Origin of the sequence: Sphingomonas sp. BK580 (assembly GCF_014194975.1) — a bacterium.
In the GTDB taxonomy this organism is placed as follows: Bacteria; Pseudomonadota; Alphaproteobacteria; order Sphingomonadales; family Sphingomonadaceae; genus Sphingomonas.
On the sequence record NZ_JACIAY010000005.1, the window covers coordinates 83,598 to 100,903 of the forward strand.

The 17,306-nt window shown below is 66.8% G+C and carries 15 protein-coding genes; 5 read left to right on the forward strand and 10 right to left on the reverse strand.

The window, feature by feature from the left end; genetic code table 11:
• The first annotated feature begins 51 nt into the window (after positions 1-51).
• A complete protein-coding gene (asnB, locus tag FHY05_RS10915) occupies positions 52-1,938 on the forward strand; it encodes an asparagine synthase (glutamine-hydrolyzing) (protein WP_183944594.1) in 1,887 nt (628 codons plus the stop codon).
• Positions 1,939-2,045: 107 nt separating this feature from the next.
• Positions 2,046-2,297, forward strand: a complete 252-nt coding sequence (locus FHY05_RS10920; protein ID WP_183944433.1) for a hypothetical protein — start codon at positions 2,046-2,048, stop codon at positions 2,295-2,297.
• On the opposite strand, the gene FHY05_RS10925 is transcribed toward FHY05_RS10920, so the two are convergent.
• The 4 genes from FHY05_RS10925 to FHY05_RS10940 all read right to left on the reverse strand — a co-directional run bounded on the left by FHY05_RS10925 (position 2,240) and on the right by FHY05_RS10940 (position 7,418).
• Positions 2,240-3,445, reverse strand: coding sequence for a hypothetical protein (locus tag FHY05_RS10925; protein ID WP_183944434.1), 1,206 nt, complete (start codon positions 3,443-3,445; stop codon positions 2,240-2,242). The two genes, FHY05_RS10920 and FHY05_RS10925, sit on opposite strands and share 58 nt — an antisense overlap.
• 512 nt (positions 3,446-3,957) lie before the next feature.
• Positions 3,958-4,980 (reverse strand): endonuclease/exonuclease/phosphatase family protein, encoded by a 1,023-nt coding sequence (locus tag FHY05_RS10930; protein ID WP_183944435.1) that lies wholly within the window; start codon positions 4,978-4,980, stop codon positions 3,958-3,960.
• Between the two features lie 182 nt (positions 4,981-5,162).
• Positions 5,163-6,272 (reverse strand): aminotransferase class V-fold PLP-dependent enzyme, encoded by a 1,110-nt coding sequence (locus FHY05_RS10935; protein WP_183944436.1) that lies wholly within the window; start codon positions 6,270-6,272, stop codon positions 5,163-5,165.
• Positions 6,273-6,698: 426 nt separating this feature from the next.
• Positions 6,699-7,418 carry an SDR family oxidoreductase gene (locus tag FHY05_RS10940; protein ID WP_183944437.1) on the reverse strand — a complete coding sequence of 240 codons (720 nt, stop codon included), beginning with the start codon at positions 7,416-7,418 and terminating at the stop codon, positions 6,699-6,701.
• A gap of 110 nt (positions 7,419-7,528) precedes the next feature.
• Between FHY05_RS10940 and FHY05_RS10945 the strand changes: the two genes are divergently transcribed.
• Positions 7,529-8,452 carry a LysR family transcriptional regulator gene (locus FHY05_RS10945; RefSeq protein ID WP_183944438.1) on the forward strand — a complete coding sequence of 308 codons (924 nt, stop codon included), beginning with the start codon at positions 7,529-7,531 and terminating at the stop codon, positions 8,450-8,452.
• Positions 8,453-8,702: 250 nt separating this feature from the next.
• On the opposite strand, the gene FHY05_RS10950 is transcribed toward FHY05_RS10945, so the two are convergent.
• The 6 genes from FHY05_RS10950 to FHY05_RS10975 form a co-directional block, all read right to left on the reverse strand.
• The gene (locus FHY05_RS10950) at positions 8,703-10,982 is read right to left on the reverse strand and encodes a response regulator (RefSeq protein WP_183944439.1); all 2,280 of its coding nucleotides are present in this window, start codon (positions 10,980-10,982) and stop codon (positions 8,703-8,705) included.
• 275 nt (positions 10,983-11,257) lie between these two features.
• Complete coding sequence (locus FHY05_RS10955; protein ID WP_183944440.1) at positions 11,258-11,461, reverse strand: hypothetical protein; 204 nt, start codon at positions 11,459-11,461, stop codon at positions 11,258-11,260.
• A 343-nt stretch (positions 11,462-11,804) separates the two neighbouring features.
• The gene (locus FHY05_RS10960) at positions 11,805-12,773 is read right to left on the reverse strand and encodes a magnesium and cobalt transport protein CorA (RefSeq protein ID WP_183944441.1); all 969 of its coding nucleotides are present in this window, start codon (positions 12,771-12,773) and stop codon (positions 11,805-11,807) included.
• 297 nt (positions 12,774-13,070) lie between these two features.
• Complete coding sequence (locus FHY05_RS10965; RefSeq protein ID WP_183944595.1) at positions 13,071-14,000, reverse strand: endo alpha-1,4 polygalactosaminidase; 930 nt, start codon at positions 13,998-14,000, stop codon at positions 13,071-13,073.
• Between the two features lie 259 nt (positions 14,001-14,259).
• The gene (locus FHY05_RS10970; protein ID WP_183944442.1) at positions 14,260-15,351 is read right to left on the reverse strand and encodes a catalase family protein; all 1,092 of its coding nucleotides are present in this window, start codon (positions 15,349-15,351) and stop codon (positions 14,260-14,262) included.
• 193 nt (positions 15,352-15,544) lie between these two features.
• A complete protein-coding gene (locus FHY05_RS10975) occupies positions 15,545-15,940 on the reverse strand; it encodes a helix-turn-helix domain-containing protein (RefSeq protein ID WP_183944443.1) in 396 nt (131 codons plus the stop codon).
• 94 nt (positions 15,941-16,034) lie between these two features.
• Between FHY05_RS10975 and FHY05_RS10980 the strand changes: the two genes are divergently transcribed.
• Both FHY05_RS10980 and FHY05_RS10985 read left to right on the forward strand, forming a co-directional pair.
• On the forward strand, positions 16,035-16,760 hold the full coding sequence (locus FHY05_RS10980) for an SDR family NAD(P)-dependent oxidoreductase (protein WP_183944444.1): 726 nt from the start codon (positions 16,035-16,037) through the stop codon (positions 16,758-16,760).
• A 28-nt stretch (positions 16,761-16,788) separates the two neighbouring features.
• Positions 16,789-17,025 (forward strand): NmrA family NAD(P)-binding protein, encoded by a 237-nt coding sequence (locus FHY05_RS10985; RefSeq protein WP_183944445.1) that lies wholly within the window; start codon positions 16,789-16,791, stop codon positions 17,023-17,025.
• The last annotated feature ends 281 nt before the right edge of the window (positions 17,026-17,306 follow it).

Sequence of the window (17,306 nt, forward strand, 5' to 3'; positions counted from 1 at the left end):
GAGGACGCCGCCGTACCGGCGGGCGAACGGAGGAGAGAGACCATCTGCGGCATCGCCGGACTCTACGGCCCCGGCTTGCCGCCGGTCGACCGCACCACGGTGATGCGACAGTGCGCGACAATCGCGCATCGAGGCCCCGACAGCGAGGGCGTGTTCGTCGACCGCGACTTCGCGTTCGGCATGCGACGGCTCAGCATCATAGACCTGAACGGAAGCGAGCAGCCCATCTTCAGCGCCGACGGTCGGCATGCAATCGTCTTCAACGGCGAGATCTACAACTACCGGCGCCTGCGGGACGAACTGGCTGCGCTGGGGCACTGCTTCGGGACGCGCGGCGACGCCGAGGTGATCCTGGCGGCGTGGCGCCAGTGGGGGGCGGCGGCATGGAACCGGCTCGACGGCATGTTCGCCGTTGCGTTGTGGGACCGGGAGACCCGGCAGCTGACGCTCGCGCGCGATCACGTCGGCATCAAGCCGCTCTACTACATGTGGCAGGGCGGCCGGCTCGCGTTCGGGTCCGAGCTGAAGGCGGTGCTGTCGGTCGATGGCCTCACGTTCGATCCCGACCCGCGCGCGGTGCACGACTACTTCAGCTTCGGACACGTACGCGGGCCGCGCTCCATCTACTCACGGGTAGCGGTGCTGCCGCCGGGACACATCCTTCAACTGGATGCCGCGGGCGACCCGCGCACCGAAGCATTCTGGCGAGCGCGTTACGAGTCAGTGGGAGTTCGGACCGAAGACGCATGGGTCGACGAGTTCCGCGACACCTGGATCTCCACCGTGCGATCACAGATGCTCGCCGCCGACGTGGACGTCGGGGCCTTCCTGTCGGGCGGCGTCGACTCCTCCGCCGTGGTCGCCGCGATGGCGCGGCAGTCGGACCGGCCGATCAAGACGTTCACGATCGGCTTCGCCGAACGAGCCTACGACGAATCGGGGTACGCCGAGGCTGTAGCGCGACACCTCGGCTGCGAGCACCGCACCCACCGCGTCGACCCGCAGATGGCGTGGGCGGTGCTACCCGAGCTGCAGCGCGCCTACGACGAGCCGTTCGCCGACCCGTCCGCCGTGCCGACCTGGTACCTCAGCCGGTTGGCGGCGCAGGAGGTCAAGGTGGCGTTGTCGGGAGACGGCGGCGACGAGCTGTTCTTCGGCTACAAGCGGCATCTCACCGAACGCCGTATCGGCGCGCTTCCTCCTGCGCTCCGCCGCGGCATGCGAAGCTTCGCCGAGCTGCCGCCACTGCCATGGGCCGCAGGAAGGGCAGTCATGCAGCGCTGGCAGAAGACCGCGCGAAGCGCCGCCTTGCCGAACGGCGCAGCCCGCTTCTTCGCCAAGACCCAGATCACCGCTCCGGCCCTGCGTCGTCGGCTTTTCGCGGGCACTCCGCTCGAGGGGCGGGACCGCGAAGACTCGATCGTCGAGCTTGTCGACGAGTACTACCCGAACCCGGATGCGATCTCCTCCGACGGTCTGGAGCAGTTCGCCATGGCCGACCTCGAGCTCAACCTTCCTTCCGCCATGCTGACCAAGGTCGATCGCGCCAGCATGGCGCATTCGCTCGAGGTCAGGGTCCCGATGCTGTCGCAGGCGATCGTCGCCCTCGCGCTGCGAATGCCGGCCGAGATCAAGCTGCGCAATGGCGTAGGCAAGTTTCCGGTGCGTGCCGCCGTGGCGCCCTGGCTGCCGGCGAACTTTCTCGATCGCCGCAAGCAGGGCTTCCAGATCCCGCTCGGCCGGTGGTTCCGGGACGACTTCGAAGCCTATGCACGCGAGCTCTGGCGAGACAGCGGCGTCGCGCAGTCTGGCCTGCTCAATGCCACGACCGTGGACGCGCTCTTCGACGAGCATCGTGCCGGGCGTCGCGATCACGGCCGTCTGCTCTACGCGCTGTGCATCTTCTGCCTGTGGTGGCTGGAGCGCCCCGGTCGCTGACCTCGGGCACCGGTGCGAACCCAAGTCGATCGGAGCGCCCCCGGTTCACGCCGTGCGGCGCCCACCTCCCTCTTGCGCCATTGTCGCCGAAGAGCGACCTTTTCGCCATGAAAAGGACTGGCGAACAGGCATGGCGCCGAATCGCGCTGGCAGCTCTCGGCATGATCATACTGTCGCTCCTGGCGTGGAGCGTCTCCGAAGGCGCCATTCATCTCGGCGGAAGGAGGGTCGCTCGCGACGACGAGCCGCTCGTCTTCTGGCTGGAAGCCGGCGGAATCGGTGCGATCGGCGTCGGCATCCTCTACGTCGCCCTCTTCTGCGGATGGCTCGTCGCTCCCGCAGCATCGAAACGGCGCTGACGCATGGGGACGTACGGCATTCTCGAACCGAACGGTGCGACCTTGGCTGAGAACTCGCGCAGCACCAGGACGAGAGCCGCGGTCATGACCAGCGCACCGACGAACGCCCCACCGGTCAGGTGAAGCAGGAAGGTGGCGTACGAAAGGAAGGAGGCGATCTGCGCCAGAACCGCGATCCGCATCGCTCTTGGTGAGCCGGCGACCATCGCGTAGGCGAAGGCAAGCACGTCCGCGAGGAAGAAGTAGCGGTTGTGCATCTTCGGCAGCAGGTACGGCACCAGCATCGCCCCCGTCAGCGCCACCAGGAGGACGCGCTCGGGATCGTCGAGCCGCCGACGGGAAGCGAGCGCGACCAACACCACGGCCGCGGCCGCGAGGAGCAGCCCGACGAGCACTCCCGGCACGTAGGGCAGCTCCGGTGCCAAGGCGCGGAGCACCTGCCACATGTTCGGCACCGATCGCGCGAGATCGTGAAAGTACGCGCCCTGATAGAGATAGAGCAGGGCGAGATCGCGTGCCGGGCGTCCGGCGATCCAGGCCGGCAGCATCATCGCGGCGTAAGTGGTCGGAAGCAGCGCGAGCGTCCACCAGCGGCCGCGCGCCGCGAGCAGCGTCGCGAGCAGCAGCGGCGCGATGAAGACGCCCTGCAGCTTGAACGATACCGCCACACCGGTCGCGAGCATCGCGCATAGTATGCGCCCTCGGGCAACTGCGCCGACCGCAAGTACCGCGCAGCCGGCGTACAGCGCGTCGCACTGGCCCCATGCAGGCCCGTTGGCCACGACCGTCGGCAGGCAGAGCGTCAGGACGCAGGCCCGACTGGCGGTCGGTGCGTCGACGCAGGCCAGCAGAAGCCAGCGCACGCAGAGGGCGAGAAACATCGTTCCGGCGATCGACACGAGCTTGATCACCGCGAGCTGCCCAAGCGCGGGCGCCAGCAGAGTGCCGAGCGAGAGCAGGTACAGGTACGGCGGTGCGTATTCGGAGAACGCGTGGCCTAACGCGTCGAAGCGGCCGTGCGCGACGATGTAAGCGGTCCAATGCAGGAGGTGGTCCCGCACGTCCCCGTTGCTGAGCGGTACGCAGGCCAGGTAGACCAGCGACGCCAGAACGCCGAGAAGAATCGAGCCCCACTGAGGCCAGCCCACTGCGCAGTCCTCGGGCGGAGAGTTGCCGTCAACCCTACCCGGGTCCACCTCAGCCGCCGCGCCGCACCGCTGGAACTGCACGGGGGAATCGGGGTCGTCCAGGTACGATCCAGTTTTCACGGGAGCGCTCATGGCGGGGTGGGCTCACCGCGTCCACCCTTCGCCGACCATTCAGCCAGGCTCGGCATGGAGGGAAGGCGCTCGTCCCTTCCGGCGTCGCAGGCTGACGCGCATGTTCCGTTCGAGTTGAAGAGTCGGCTCATTCCGGCGCTCCCGAAAGAGGGTGTCGGAGCGAAGACGAAGTCGCCAGGCGGAAACCTTGGGGAAGCTGACCTCCTGACGACCATGGCAGCGACTGCCGACTGCCTGCTTGCCTTGGTCGTCCAGGCGCGCGGACGGCCAGGAGGAGGCGTGTCTAGGTGCTTTCGCACGAGTCGATCGCCCTGGCGCAGGGGGCCTCGAGCCCTTTATCGACACGGATGCGCTCTTTACGGCCCAACGTCGTGAGGTCGTCACGTTCGCAGACCGAACGCCTGCATGACGCCGACGTGGTCAGAAAGCCTTCGTCCGTCTGCCAGCGAGCCGAAGCCTTTGGCAGGGCCCGACGGGGTTGAAGAACCTCGGTAGAAGATGATCGTCTTGGATCTCGCGACCGACGGCACGCTCGCGACGACCCGGCACGTCGCGCCGCACACCGCCTCCGACGCGCCGACCGCCATGCGGTCTAAGTCGCCCAGAGCGGCAGTCAGGTAGATCCGGCGGGCCGGATCGTTACCGACGTTGAAGTCTCCAGCAAGCACGACGGGAGAGCCGGTGCCGCCGAGGGTTCGTACGGTCTTGCTCACGAGATCCACCTGCGAGCGATATGCCTCTAGACTGCGAGCATCGTCGACCCTCGAAGCCGTGCGCGAGTTGAGGTGGGTGTCGACCACGATTAAAGGATCCTTGCGACCAGGAGCGCGCAGCGCGACCGCGAGGATGCCCTTGTTTGCTAGGCAGTCGAAGCCGGCGCAGGCGTACCGGGGAAAGGGCATCCGCTTCGTCCAAAGGATCGGAAGATCCGAGAAGATGGCGAGACCGCTATCCTCCCAGGCCCCCTCGGTCTCTCCCTTGAGGACCCGACCTTCCGTGAGAAACGCGCGTTCGCCGTTCGAAGCAGGGGTCGGCGAAACCATGCCGGCGCTTGGGCCGTAGGCCACGTAGCGGTAGCCGGCAGCAGTTCCGATCGCCTTCTGCGCGGCGCCAAACGCCTCCTGGACCGCTACGATCTGCGGCTGCTCGCCTTGTCTCCGCAAGGCTCGCAGCTGCGTAGCGATCTCCTCCGCTGCTTGGGCACGTCCATGCGTGAGCGGCCACGGCAAGCCCTCGACGTTGTACGACAGCAGCGTCACCGCTCCGCCGACAGGCTTCGCTCGCGGCTCCGGTGGGCGGCGATCCCCGATTTCGCCGCTTACGGATAAGGTGGCGAGCAGCGATCCCGCCGCCATCGCGCCAAACCAAGCCTTCCGCCCCAACCCCATGCGACCGTCCTCCAAGATCGGAGGTGTACGCATCATATCATGACCCAATCCGGTACCTTGGATTACAAGACCGTCATTCAGCCCACCCCTTCCAACGACGGCCGGCGTGCGGCGGCTCTCTCTTCTTGGAACTTAGGGGTTCGGCGCGGAGCAGGCCTCGTCGCTGCTTCGCGCAAGTCGCGCGCCGCCGACGGCGCTCAGTCGATCCAGTGCGACAGCGCATCAAAGAGAACTTCTACGTCCTCGAGCGTCGTCCCGGGGTGAGGAGCGATGCGCATGACCTCGGCGAGACGCCTGGAATCCATGTCAAGGGGCGCGTACTCACGCGTCGGAACGCTCACGGTCACGCCGGCTCTGGCGAGATCCGATGCGGCCTTCGCCACGTCGAAACCCGCCAGCGTTACGAAGTCGGCGAGTCTTGCTCCGCGCTCGACGACGTATGCGCGAGTAGCCGCCGCCGCTCGCCGCCTTATGTCGTCCGCGATCGCGGCCATCCGAGCGCTGCGCTCACTCTCCGCAGCTTGGTACGAAAGCAGTGCGGCAGCGAGCCCGACGCGGCCAGCCAGGTTGGCTTCACCCGTTTCATAGCGACGGGCATCGGTGCGGCCCGCTCCGAACTGATCCGGCATGAACGGCCGAGTGGCGTCCAGAAAGCGCCGTGAGGCGTAGAGAACGGCCGTCCCTCGCGGCCCCCCAAGCCACTTCCGCCCGCTCGATACGAGGCCGTCGCACCGCAGCGAGGCCACGTCCACTGGTCGTTGGCCGACGACTTGGCAGGCGTCCACGAAATAACAGGCGCCGAGCTCCGCTGAGAGCGCGCCGACGTCCTCTGCGGGATTCACGACGCCGCACGTGGCAGGAATCCATGTCAGCACGACCAGCCTGGTTCTCGGGTCGGCACTTCGCCGTGCCGCCGCAACGTCGACCACGCCTGCGTCGTCGACGGGCATGACATCGACGACGACGCCGGACAGGCTTGCCAGCATGGCCAGCGTCCCGCCCCAGCAGGTACGATCGACGAGGACGTGGTCGCCAGGCTTCAGGTCGACGGACTGGATCAGAGCCTGGAGACCCCTGTTCCCGCTCTCGACGAGCGCGATCTCGTCCGCGTCCGCTCCGAGCAGCTCCCCCGCCGCCGCATAACCTCTCGCCACGGCATCCATGGATCGTGCAGCCGCGGCCGGCGCACCGAGTTCCGCTTCGAGGCGAAGGTGGGCCATCGTACTTCCAAGCACCTCGGCGGACATCAGGCCCGATGCCGCCGTTGCGAAGTAGCGGCCTGGGTGCGAGACGGCGTCGTGAGCCAAGGGAGTGTTCCTCTGTGGTGGACACGGGCGACGTAGAGCTTCCACGTCGGTCGAGCGACGCAAGGACGCGGAGCCGTCCTTGCGAAAAGCGGCAGGCTGACCTCCCGCCCTCCCCCGGAGGCGTCCACGAGCGAAGGATTCGCCGGCCATCCCCTGAGGATCAACCACCCGAACGCGTTGCGTCGACCCAGCCGCAATCGGCTCGTTCGGCCAAAGACGGTGCGTTGAGCACTACCGCGCGAACAGCGGCCGTTCGACAATCGTCGACGTCACGACGGCCGCGGTCGCGCCAAATGCCTGCGACGAGTGAAGGACCTTCAGACCGTTCATAGCAGCGTTGAAGGAGGATCCACTATCGAACGACCGGTCAGGGTCCCGACGGGGGTCGGCCAGAGGAACCCGCTACCCGTGACCGCGCCGCGCACCCTACCAAGGCACTTCTTGCTGTTCGAAGTAGAAGCGGCCCGACGGACCGTCGGAACCCAGTGTGGCCAGCCAGACGATCCCGGCGGCCGCCTGTTCGACCGTGCGATAGCCGGTGTGGCCGTTGAAGTCGGTTGCGGTATAGCCCGGGTCGACCGAGTTGACCTTGATTCCCGACGCGCTCAGCTCCCTTGCGAAGGCGACGGTGACCGCGTTGAGCGCCGTCTTGGAGCTGTTGTAGCCCAGCAGGTTGATGCGGTGGAACGGATGCTCCGGGTCCGAAAGCCATCCAAGCGACCCGAGACCGCTGCTGACCATGACGACCGCGGCATGGTCGGAGGCCTTCAGCAAAGGCAGGAACGCCTGCGTGACGCGGATCGGTGCGAACACGTTCGTGTCGAATACCGCTCGGACGTCTTCGAGCGGCTGTGCGCTTGGCGCGGCTGCGGAGGCGCCGGCGATGCCGGCATTGTTGATCAGAAGGTTCAGGCTGCCGACGCGCTCCCGGACCGTCGCGGCCGCGCTCGTCACGCTGTCCGGGTCCGTGACGTCGATGCTCAACGCCGTCGCGTCGATCCCCTCCCCTCGCAGCCGATCAGCGGCGGCGGCGCCCTTCTCCGGGTCGCGGCTGCCCAGCCATACTCGATACCCGCCGCGTCCGAGCTGGCGAGCGGTTTCGAAGCCGATGCTCCTGTTCGCACCAGTTATCAGGGCAGTCCTCATTCGCGCGGTCCTTGCTCAACGGACGGCTCCGGCGCCGCCTCGTTCGGCCTTGCATGTGCTCCCCTCGAGGCTCGTTGATAATTCCTGCCCGTTCGAACAGGGTGATCGTCATGCCGAACAGTGGTGACGATCTCGGGCTGGACGACATGTCGGTCTTCCTCGCCGTCGTCGAGGAGCGCGGCTTCCGGGCCGCGTCCAAGCGGCTCCGCCTCTCGCCGTCCACCGTCAGCGACAAGATCTCGGCGATCGAGCGACGTCTGGGCGTGCCGCTGCTCACGAGAACGACCCGCAGCGTCATGCCGACCGAGGCGGGAAGGGAGCTGGCATCGAGGCTGGCGGGCGTGTTCGCCGAGGCTCGTGCCGCCCTTCAGGACGCAGCCAACAGCAAGAACGACGTGCGCGGCCTGCTCAGGCTGAACGTGACCGGAGCCGTCATGGTCGACATTCTGCCGCCGCTGCTCGACCGCTTCCTCCATCTGCACCCGCACGTGCGCGTGGAGATCGTGGTCGAGGATCGTCTCGTGGACGTCGTCGCCGCCGGGTGCGACGCGGGCATTCGCTACGGCGAGCACCTCGCTCAGGACGTCGTGGCGGTCCCGATCGGACCTGCTATCCAGAGGTTGGCGTACGCTGCGGCTCCGTCCTACCTCGAAGCCTGGGGAACGCCGCTCCGGCCGGAGGACGTGAACAACCATGCGGCGATACGCCTCCGCTTCTCGAGCGGCGCGCTCGTGGATTGGGAATTCGAGCGAGGCGGCGAGAGCACGACGATCGATGTCCAGGGTCGGCTGACGGTCGGCGTCGACGCGGTCCCCGCCGCCATCCAGGCGGCGCGCGATGGGCATGGGATCATCGGGACGTTCGAGAACTGGCTAGTTCCATGCTTCGACGATGGGTCCCTGCTCCCGGTCCTGGAGGACTGGTGGCCAGCGTTTGGAGGGCCGCAGCTGTACTTCTCCAGCCGTTTCGTGCCGACACCTCTGCGCGCGCTGATCGACCTCGTGACTGCTGATCACCGCATGCGCGAGCCATGACGAGACGTCGGCGGCGCGAAGTCGTCCGAGATCATCAGCCCTTCGGGCAAGCCGGTGCGCCGTTGCGGAGGGATCCGCCAATTCGCTCCTCGTCCCCGATGTGCAAGGTCGGAGGGCACATAATAGTCGGCGTCGGCTGTGGCAGGACGACGGCCGGTGACATCGAAAGTGTGGGCGGACGCGCGGTCCGCCCACCTGCCAACTTACCTACGCGTCTCCTCGTCCGGCAAGCTTCGCCGTCCAACGTCGATCATGCCGCCTTTGCCTCGAACGCCTGATCGAGGAAAGTCGCGAGCTGGTTGAGCGTGAACGGTTTCTCGAGGACCGGACGCCCGTTCTCCACGAGCCCGCTCAGAGCGACGTTCCGACTGTACCCGGTCGCGTAGACCACCTTCAGATCGGGACGCGTCTTCGACACCGCCTCGGCCAGTTCGCGACCGTTCATTCCTGGCATCACGACGTCGGTGAACAGCAGATCTACGCGCGAGGTCGACGCCAGCCGCTGCAGCGCCTCCTCTGCTGACGACGCATGGATGACGTTGTAGCCCAACTCCCGAATGCCGCGCACGCTCGCCTCGCGGACCGCGTCATTGTCCTCGACGACGAGCACGGTCCTCTCCTTGTCGGCCGTGTCCAGTTCGCGGAATGCGGCCGATGCCTCCTCGAACCGCATCGCCTCGTAGCGGGGCACATACAGCCGGACCGACGTGCCGACGCCCTGCTTGGAGTCGATCCGCAGGTAGCCGTTCGACTGCCGGAGGAAGCCATGGACCTGGCTGAGGCCGAGCCCGCTGCCCTTGCCGACCTCCTTGGTCGTGAAGAAGGGATCGATCACGCGGTGCAGGAGGTCGGCGGGAATGCCGGTTCCCGTGTCGCTGACGGTGAGCACCGTGTAGTCGCCGGCGGCGATGCGCTCGCGCGCCGCGCTGGCCTCGTCGTCCACGGTGACGTTCGCGGTCTCCACCCTCAAGGTTCCGCCGCCTGGCATCGCGTCTCTCGCGTTGATGGCGAGGTTCACCAGCGAGCTTTCCATCTGAGAGCGATCCAGGCAGCTCGGCCAGAGATCCCCGGCCAGCCGCAGGTCGACCCTGACCTTCTCGCCGAGAGTCCGCTGCAGCATGTCCCGCATGCTGAAGAGCAGATCGTTGAGATCGATCCGTTGCGGCGAGAGCGACTGCTGCCGTCCGAACGCGAGCAGCTGCCTCGTCAGCGCCGCCGCCGACTCGGCGCCTGACAGCGCATCGGTAAGCAGCCGGCGGACGTCGCCAGTCCCCTGCTCCTGCTTCCTCACCGCGAGCTCGACGCTTCCGATGATGACGGCGAGCATGTTGTTGAAGTCGTGGGCTATGCCGCCGGTGAGCAGGCCCACGGCTTCGAGCTTCTGCATCTGCCGCAGCTGCGCCTCGACCGCCTCCCTTTCCTTGGCCTCGTTCTCGAGGCGCATGTTCGCATGCGCCAGCTCGCGCGTCTCCTCCGCCACCCGGGCTTCCAGCGTCTCGTTCAGGTGGGCGAGGTCGGCCGCATGCTGGTCCCGCTGGGCTGCCTGTTCGCGCAGGAGCAGCGAGACCTTCTCTAGCGCGTCCTCGACCTCGCGGATCTCGCGTATGGCCGACCGTCCGAGCACGGGATCTCCGCTGCCCGAAAGCGCCTCCGCGCTCTCCCTCATCCGCTTCAGGGATCTCGACATGGCGCGCCCGAGCAGGGCCGCCGCGAAGAGGCCGAACAAGGTCGTGGCCAAACCGAACGCGATGATGCGGTCGCGTGCGCGGTCCGTCGCCTTCGAGAAGGCGCCGCTCCGCGGTCCACGCAGGGCTATGCGGAGCGGCGACATCCTAGACATGGCCGTCGCATGCGGACCTTCGCGAGGCACCGTCGGCCCGACCGCCGATGCGATCCTCCCCGCTCCGTCCACCAGCTGCACCAGCCATGTCCGATCCGAGTTCGGCGGGGTTATCGAGGCGAGAAGCCTGGACGGCTGCAACGTGGTGCTGAGAACATACTCGACCCGACCGCGACTGAAGACGGGAACGCTGACCCAGACGAGGTTCTGCCGCGACGCGCCGTCTCGTAGCACCGTCGAGACGCGCGGACGACCCGAGCTAGTGACGTCGTTCACGTGCGGCGACCCGCCTGCCGCCCCTTGCGGCAGCGCATTGCCGAGCCTCGTGTCGAGAAGTCGCCTTCCGTCGGCATCCTGCAGCACGAGACCGTATTCCTGTCCCTGAACGGCTCGAAGCGCCTGGGACCTGAAGCCGGCCAGATCGCCGTTCTCCAGGAGAGGCGACGTCGACAGCGCCTGCCCGACGGCGACGAGGCTCGAGAGCTTGCCATCGAGCAGGACCATGAGACGATCCGCCGCCCCCTGGGCGCGAGACGCGGTCTGGGACTGCTGATCGGCGACGAGCTGATGCAAGAGCAGCGCCGAGCATAGGATCGTAGGAAGGACTGTACCGAGACAGAGCATGGCGACGTAGCGCCAGATCGGCTGGCCGGGCCTCCTCACGACCATCGCTCCGAAGCCGTCGCGCATCGGAGACACTCTGGTACCGCCCACGCAGCTCTCGACATCGAAGAAGCCACCTCAATCATCGCCCATCCCCGAGGGATCCTTCCACCCTCATCTCCGGAAGCTGTCCCAAATTTGGTTAACGGATCCTAAAGCGACCTGGGCCGCCCGGAGAGCGCTCCGGCTCGAGTCCACGGGTTCAGTCATCCGGAGGCCCGAGAGCGACTGACAACCTGCAGAGCTTGTCGGCTTCAAGATGCCCGCGCTCTGGACGTATCCTCGTTGATGCGTCCACCCGCCTAGATCTCGGAGGGCTCGTCGTTCGTCACGACCTCGTACTGCACGATCTGGTACGCGGGATCGGCCAGCGCGGCGTGCTCCCAGTTCCGGCTGCCTGCCCGGGCCACCCGCATGACCTTGCCGGATCGCAGGCGGACCCGGACGCGCGTCTCGAAAGGGAGCGGCCTCCCCTCCCCGGCATGGTCGATCCATCCGTCCCGCATCCGCGCCCTCCTCCTTCCCGGCAGTTCCGCAGCGGCCTCGTTCCTGGCCCACCGCAAGATCGTGACGAACCGGAGCTTCGGCCCGGAGCGTGCCACGCGTCCGCTGGCGGTTCCGATCCAACATGCTGGCGTAGCGTGCCGCCGCAACGATCGATCTCTCCGCCGAAGCCGTCGCGCACTCGCCATCGTACGGTCCACCACCGCGCGAGGCGATGCAGCTCGATCGGCTGAGTTCATGCAGCGCGGCTGCGGCAGCGCACCCAGGCGGCACGCGTGAAAGCTCGCAGGCGGCCGAAGCGAGCCTTGAGCAGGCGGCGGAGGCGGAGCGCTCGCGCATCCGGGTTCAGAGCCACTTAAGCCGCTTGAAGCGGACGTAGAGGAAGGCGCAGACCGCAGCTATGACCGCCAGAACGACGAAGTAGCCGTACCTCGTCCTCAGCTCCGGCATGTTCTGGAAGTTCATGCCGTAGATGCCGGCGATGGCCGTCGGAACGGCGAGGATCGCAGCCCAGGCGGCCAGCTGCCTGGTGATGACGCCGGTCCGCTGCTGCTCGAGAAGCGTGCTGAACTCGAAGACGGACGAGAGGACCTGCAGCAAGCCGTCGACCATCACGTGGACGCGTCGGACGTGGTCGAGGACGTCGCTGAAGTAGGGCCGCATGTCACCGTCGACGCAGGGAAGATCCAGCCGAACCAGCTTGCCCGCTACGTCGCCCATCGGGCCGAGGACGCGCTGGAAGCGCATCAGCTCGCGACGCAGCTTGAAGATCAGAGCGACGTCGCCGCGCTCGAGGAACACGTCGTGTGACCGCTTCTCCATGGCCAGTACGCGGTCTTCGATCTCGTCGACGATGGGCAGGTAGCCGTCGACGATGAAGTCGAGGATGGCGTGCAGGACGTAGCCGGTCCCCTTCGCCAGCAGAGCCGGCGCAGACTCGACCCGATCCCGCAGGGCCGTATGCGACCGGTCGGATCCGTTCCGCACGCTCACCACGTGCCGCTTGCCGACGAACACGGCGGTCGCGCCGTAGACGATCTCGTCGCCATCGAGGCTCGCCGTCCGAGCGAGCGCGAAGAGCTGATCGTCGTACACATCGAGCTTGGGAAGCTGGTCGGACTTGATCGAGTCCTCGATGGCGAGCGGATGGAGCGCGTACCGGCTTCTCAGCGTGTCCATCTCCTCATCCGTTGTATCGCACAGTCCGATCCACACGAAGCCGGACTCGTCGGGTTCGAAGTCGCAGGCCTCGTCCAGAGACACCTGTCGGATCCGCTTGCCGTTTCGGTACAGGTTGGCCGCTACGACCGTCATGCCGCGCTCGGGGACCTGGCGAGGCTCATCGCGACAGGAGCACAACCGTGCCCATAGAGAAGCGAGTTAGCGGAGGAGACGAGAGCCTCGTGCTCGCCGACTTCCGCCTGCCGCTCGCCGCAGGGCGAGGGCCTGCTCGGGATCCCAGGCGACCGGCGTTCAAACTCCTCGAGATCCTCAAGGGCTCGGCTTCGGGTCATTGTTGACCAGCCTGCGCGCTGCCGGTCGCGATCGCGAAGGGACGCAAAGGCGGCAGGCGCGCACGCGACCGGCGCGCATGCGGAAACCGGGGCGGGTTCAGCCGCACGTGTACCTGAAGGAGTCGTCGAGTTCCAACGGGAGCACCAGCGTCTTCACACGCTCCTTCGCCGCGGCGGCACAGAGCTGCCCCCTCCTTCCCTCGCGATCGCTCACGAAGTCGGCGTCGTACTCGGCGTTGAACACCGGCTTGCCGGCGAGGACAAAGGGAGCCACTCGATCGCATTCCGCGAACTCGTGGCACTGCTCGTTGACGGCGAAGTCGAACGATCCGACGAGATCCTCGACCTGATCGAGATCGTTCTTCAGACCGACGGCGAGACCCCGCACGTGAGCCTCTCGAGCCAAGAAGCGGTCGTAGTCCAGCTGATCGGCGGCGGTCAGCGGAAATCCTGTGGAGTTGGCGTAGCCGTCGACGTTGTCCGGCTCGACCCCGTCGCACCGCTTGGACGCCGCGAGATCCAGCCGCACGCGCATGATCCGCCGCACGTTGCCAGACCGCACGTCCAGCCAACGCTCGCCTGGCCAGTCGTCCAGCGCCCTCCCCTTGTCGGCGGCGTCGAACTCTCCGAAGTCGGTCCTGAAGTCCTCCGAGGACCCGGCCGAGAAGTAGCAGATCACCCTCCGTCCGCGCCTATGCAGGTCGTCGATCACCGCCTGAGGTGCGTCAAAGAGATCGATGTCGTACGCGTCGACGTCGTAGTCGGTGTCGATGTCGCCTCTCAGCTGCCACTGCCAAGTGGCGTCGACGGCCGGATGCCAGATCGCCGGCGCCGGCGTCGGCGCGCTCGGAGCCGGCGGGAGCGCGGGAGCGGCCGGCGGAATGGCGCCGGTCGCTGGCGGCGCGCTTCCCGCCTGCGGGACATCGCCCTCGTCCGAGCCGCCGCCTCCGCAGGAGGTCAACGCGAGGCTGGCGGCGACTGCCAGAACGCCAGCCCGAGGAACGCACCGCATCATTCGAACGACCATCACCAGTTCTCGACTCTCTCGGCCTCAGATGCGCGCGACATTCTCAAGTGTCGCATTCGATCTCGGGGAGCCCTTAGTCAGCCGCTCACTAGCGACTGCGTCCATTCCGAACGATGCGGATGTCGGAAGGCGGCCTTTCGCAACCCGCAACTTGGGGAGTCCGCGCCTTCGCGGCCGAAGCGCTCCGAGGCGTGAGCGGCGACGCAGGCCTTTGCTGAAACAGCGACATGCAGGCCTTCGGCCGGCCCGGATCGCGGCGTCAGTCGACCAGCGGAAGCGTGTGCGGCTCCCGGATCGGACATCCGTTCAGAATGCTCCGATGGTCCTGAATCGCGCGGTAGACGCGCCGTCGGGCCCGCATGGCAGCGCCGAGCGGGCGGTGCTCGGTGATGCCTTGCCATGGAGAGAAAGCGGTCCGTTCGTTGAGCTCCGTCTGACGCTCGGGAGACCAGCTGCGCTGGGGCGGAACGGTGAGCACGGCCAGCGGAAGATACGGGTTGCCGACCTCCGGCCATACGACGGAGGCGTCCTCGACAGGGTTCCGGTCAAGGTCGCGGCACAGCTGCACGCGAAGCTCCCAGCTGCCGCCCTCTTCGGCGAAGATGGCGAGGAGCTCGTCGCGGATTGCGTCATGGTCCTTCGAAGGCGGAAGAGGCTGATCCGTGAGCGCGCGGAAGTTGGGCGAGTGCGGCACGAGATCGATCTTGCCGACGTAGTCGCCGAAGCGGATCGCACCCTGGCTGTAGTAGCGCTCGCCGATCGGGTTGGTCCGACAATAGCCGCCGAACGTCTGAAGGAGGCCGCTGGGCAGGTTCACGGACTCGAGCGCGCCCTCGATCGGCTGCACGATGGTGGATAGCGCGATCTTCGCGGGCTCGGCGCGATCCGTGGTCCCGGCGAGAAGCCGCATGCTTCTCAGGAAGCCGGCAAGCGTCGGATCGGAGAAGGTGGCCCCGGTCACCAGCAGGAAGTCCTGCGACACGTGCTCCTCGGATCCAGGCAGCCGGACTCCTTCGACGCCAAGGACCTTGATGGACAGGCCGCGCGGCAGCGAGACGCGATCGCTTATCGGATCGCCCGGGATCGCCGACATCCGTATGACCGCAGGGTAGATCCTGCCTGGCCGAAAGATGCCCTGGGCGAGCCCGATGTCCAGATCCGGCCGGACCTCCAGCCTTCCTTCCAGAAGAGCATGCGGCTTGGCATGTACGCCGCGGTAGGCATGACCGAGATCGGCATGCGTCTTGTCGACGATGCCTCGAAAGACCTTCTCCAAAGCTTGGATTGTATCCGCCTCGTCATCGGGGATCGCTTCGAGATCGTCTCGGTAGCGCACCGGCTCCTGGAGCATCGTTCGGCCTCCGCTTCGACGAGCGGACAGGTCCGCTCCATGGATGGCGTCGCCTGCTGCGGCGCCGCCAGCGCGCGACTATCCTCGAGAGACGAAGATTGGAGCATGGCCGTATGCGGAAGGTCGCATTGCAGGCAGCGCTCCCGCTGCCCCGTGCCTGATCTCGCGGAGAAGCTATGATGGGCGAAGTCGATCAGGACGACGGCGATCCTGCACATGCCTCGTTCCGCCTCGAGTCGAAGCGGGCCTGCGCCGTCGCGAGCTCGACGTTGTTGTGGAGAGCCCAGTTGTACAATGCCGCGAAAGGTTCTCGCAGCGAAGCGCCGAGCGGCGTGATCGCATACTCGACGCCGACCGGCTGCGTGGCCAGCAGACGACGGCTGACGAGGCCGTTGCGCTCGAGCTTCTTCAACGCGTCCGCCAGCGCCTTGTGGGTGATGCCGTCCAACCTCCGTCTGAGATCGTTGAAGCGGCTTGGCTCCGCGCAGAGCACGCTAAGGATCAGAACGGCCCACTTGTTCGCCACCTGTTCGAGGATCGGCCGGGTCGCGGCAACGTCCAATGGAAGCTCGATGCTCGGCTCCTGCATAGGTCTACGTCCTTATACCTAGGCACCAAGAGGTGCGTTCTTGAGCGTAAGTATATATTCTATATCTAGCCTGCTTTCCAGAAAGCGAGGACGTATGAGCAAGCTGACAGGTAGAAATGCGGTCGTGATCGGAGGCGTCGGCGGCATCGGCGGGGCGATTTCGCGAGCCTTCGCCGAAGCAGGCGCGACCGTGTACGCGACGAGCAGGCGAGCCGGAGAGGAGGTGGCGGAAGTCGGATCCGGCGAGATCCGTAACCGCCAGGTGGACGCATCGCACCCGGAGGCCCTCGCGCGCTTCTTCGAGCGAATCGGCGCCGAGGTTGGCTCCATCGACGTACTGGCGGTGAACGCCGGCATCTCCGAGTATGGTCCGCTAGCGGAGGTAACGCCGGATCATTTCGATCGCGCCTTCGATCTGAACGTTCGAGCGCTCCTGTTCGCGGCCCAGACCGCCGCGGGCCTGATGCGCGATGGAGGGTCGATCGTGCTGGTCGGCTCGATCGCGGGCAGCATCGGCACCAAGGGCTACGGCGTCTACAACGCGACGAAGGCGGCGGTGCGATCCTTCGCTCGCACCTGGGCCAACGAACTGGCGCCACGAAGCATCCGCGTCAACGTGGTCGCTCCAGGGCCGACCGACACCGACATGTTCGCAGCGGCCTCCGACGAGGTGCGCCGCGTCCTGACCGGACTCATTCCACTCGGCCGAATGGCCAGGGCCGAGGAGGTCGCGGCCGCAGCCCTGTTCCTCGCCAGCGACGACAGCAGCTTCGTCACGGGTGCCGAGTTCCCGGTCGATGGCGGAATGGCACAGGTCTAGGCGATCGTGCATTTGTCTGGCAGCGATCATGCATCCCCTCATGATGCATTGCTTCGGACTGCCGGAAGGCACGTTCAACTTCTTCATGCGGCGGGACGGGCTCATGCAGTTCGTTGCGGTCGAGGACATCGGCAGGATCGTGGCCGCCGTCTTCGCCGCGTCCGACCGGTTCGCCGGCATCACGCTGGAACTCGCCGGGGACGAGTCCTCCGAGGACCAGCTCGCCACGGTCATCTCGGAGGCGGCGGGTCGTCGGATCGGCTAGCGCCAGCTCGGGGACGACGTGCTTGCGGGCAATCCCTTCCACGCCGCGTTGACTAGGCTGGTCGACGACGGACGCCTCGCCGGCAAGGCGGGGTTCGGCTTCCTCCGCTCTCTACAGCCGAACCTCCTGACCTTCCGCAGATGGTTGGCGGAGCCCTCGCGGCCGGCGTTAGAGCAGGTGCTCCCCGCCGAGGAGGCATGGGTTACGGCCACGTCGACGAGAACGAGTCCTGATCGATTTGGCGGATCTAAGTCTGCATTGGCTTTCAGGCCAAACCGGCC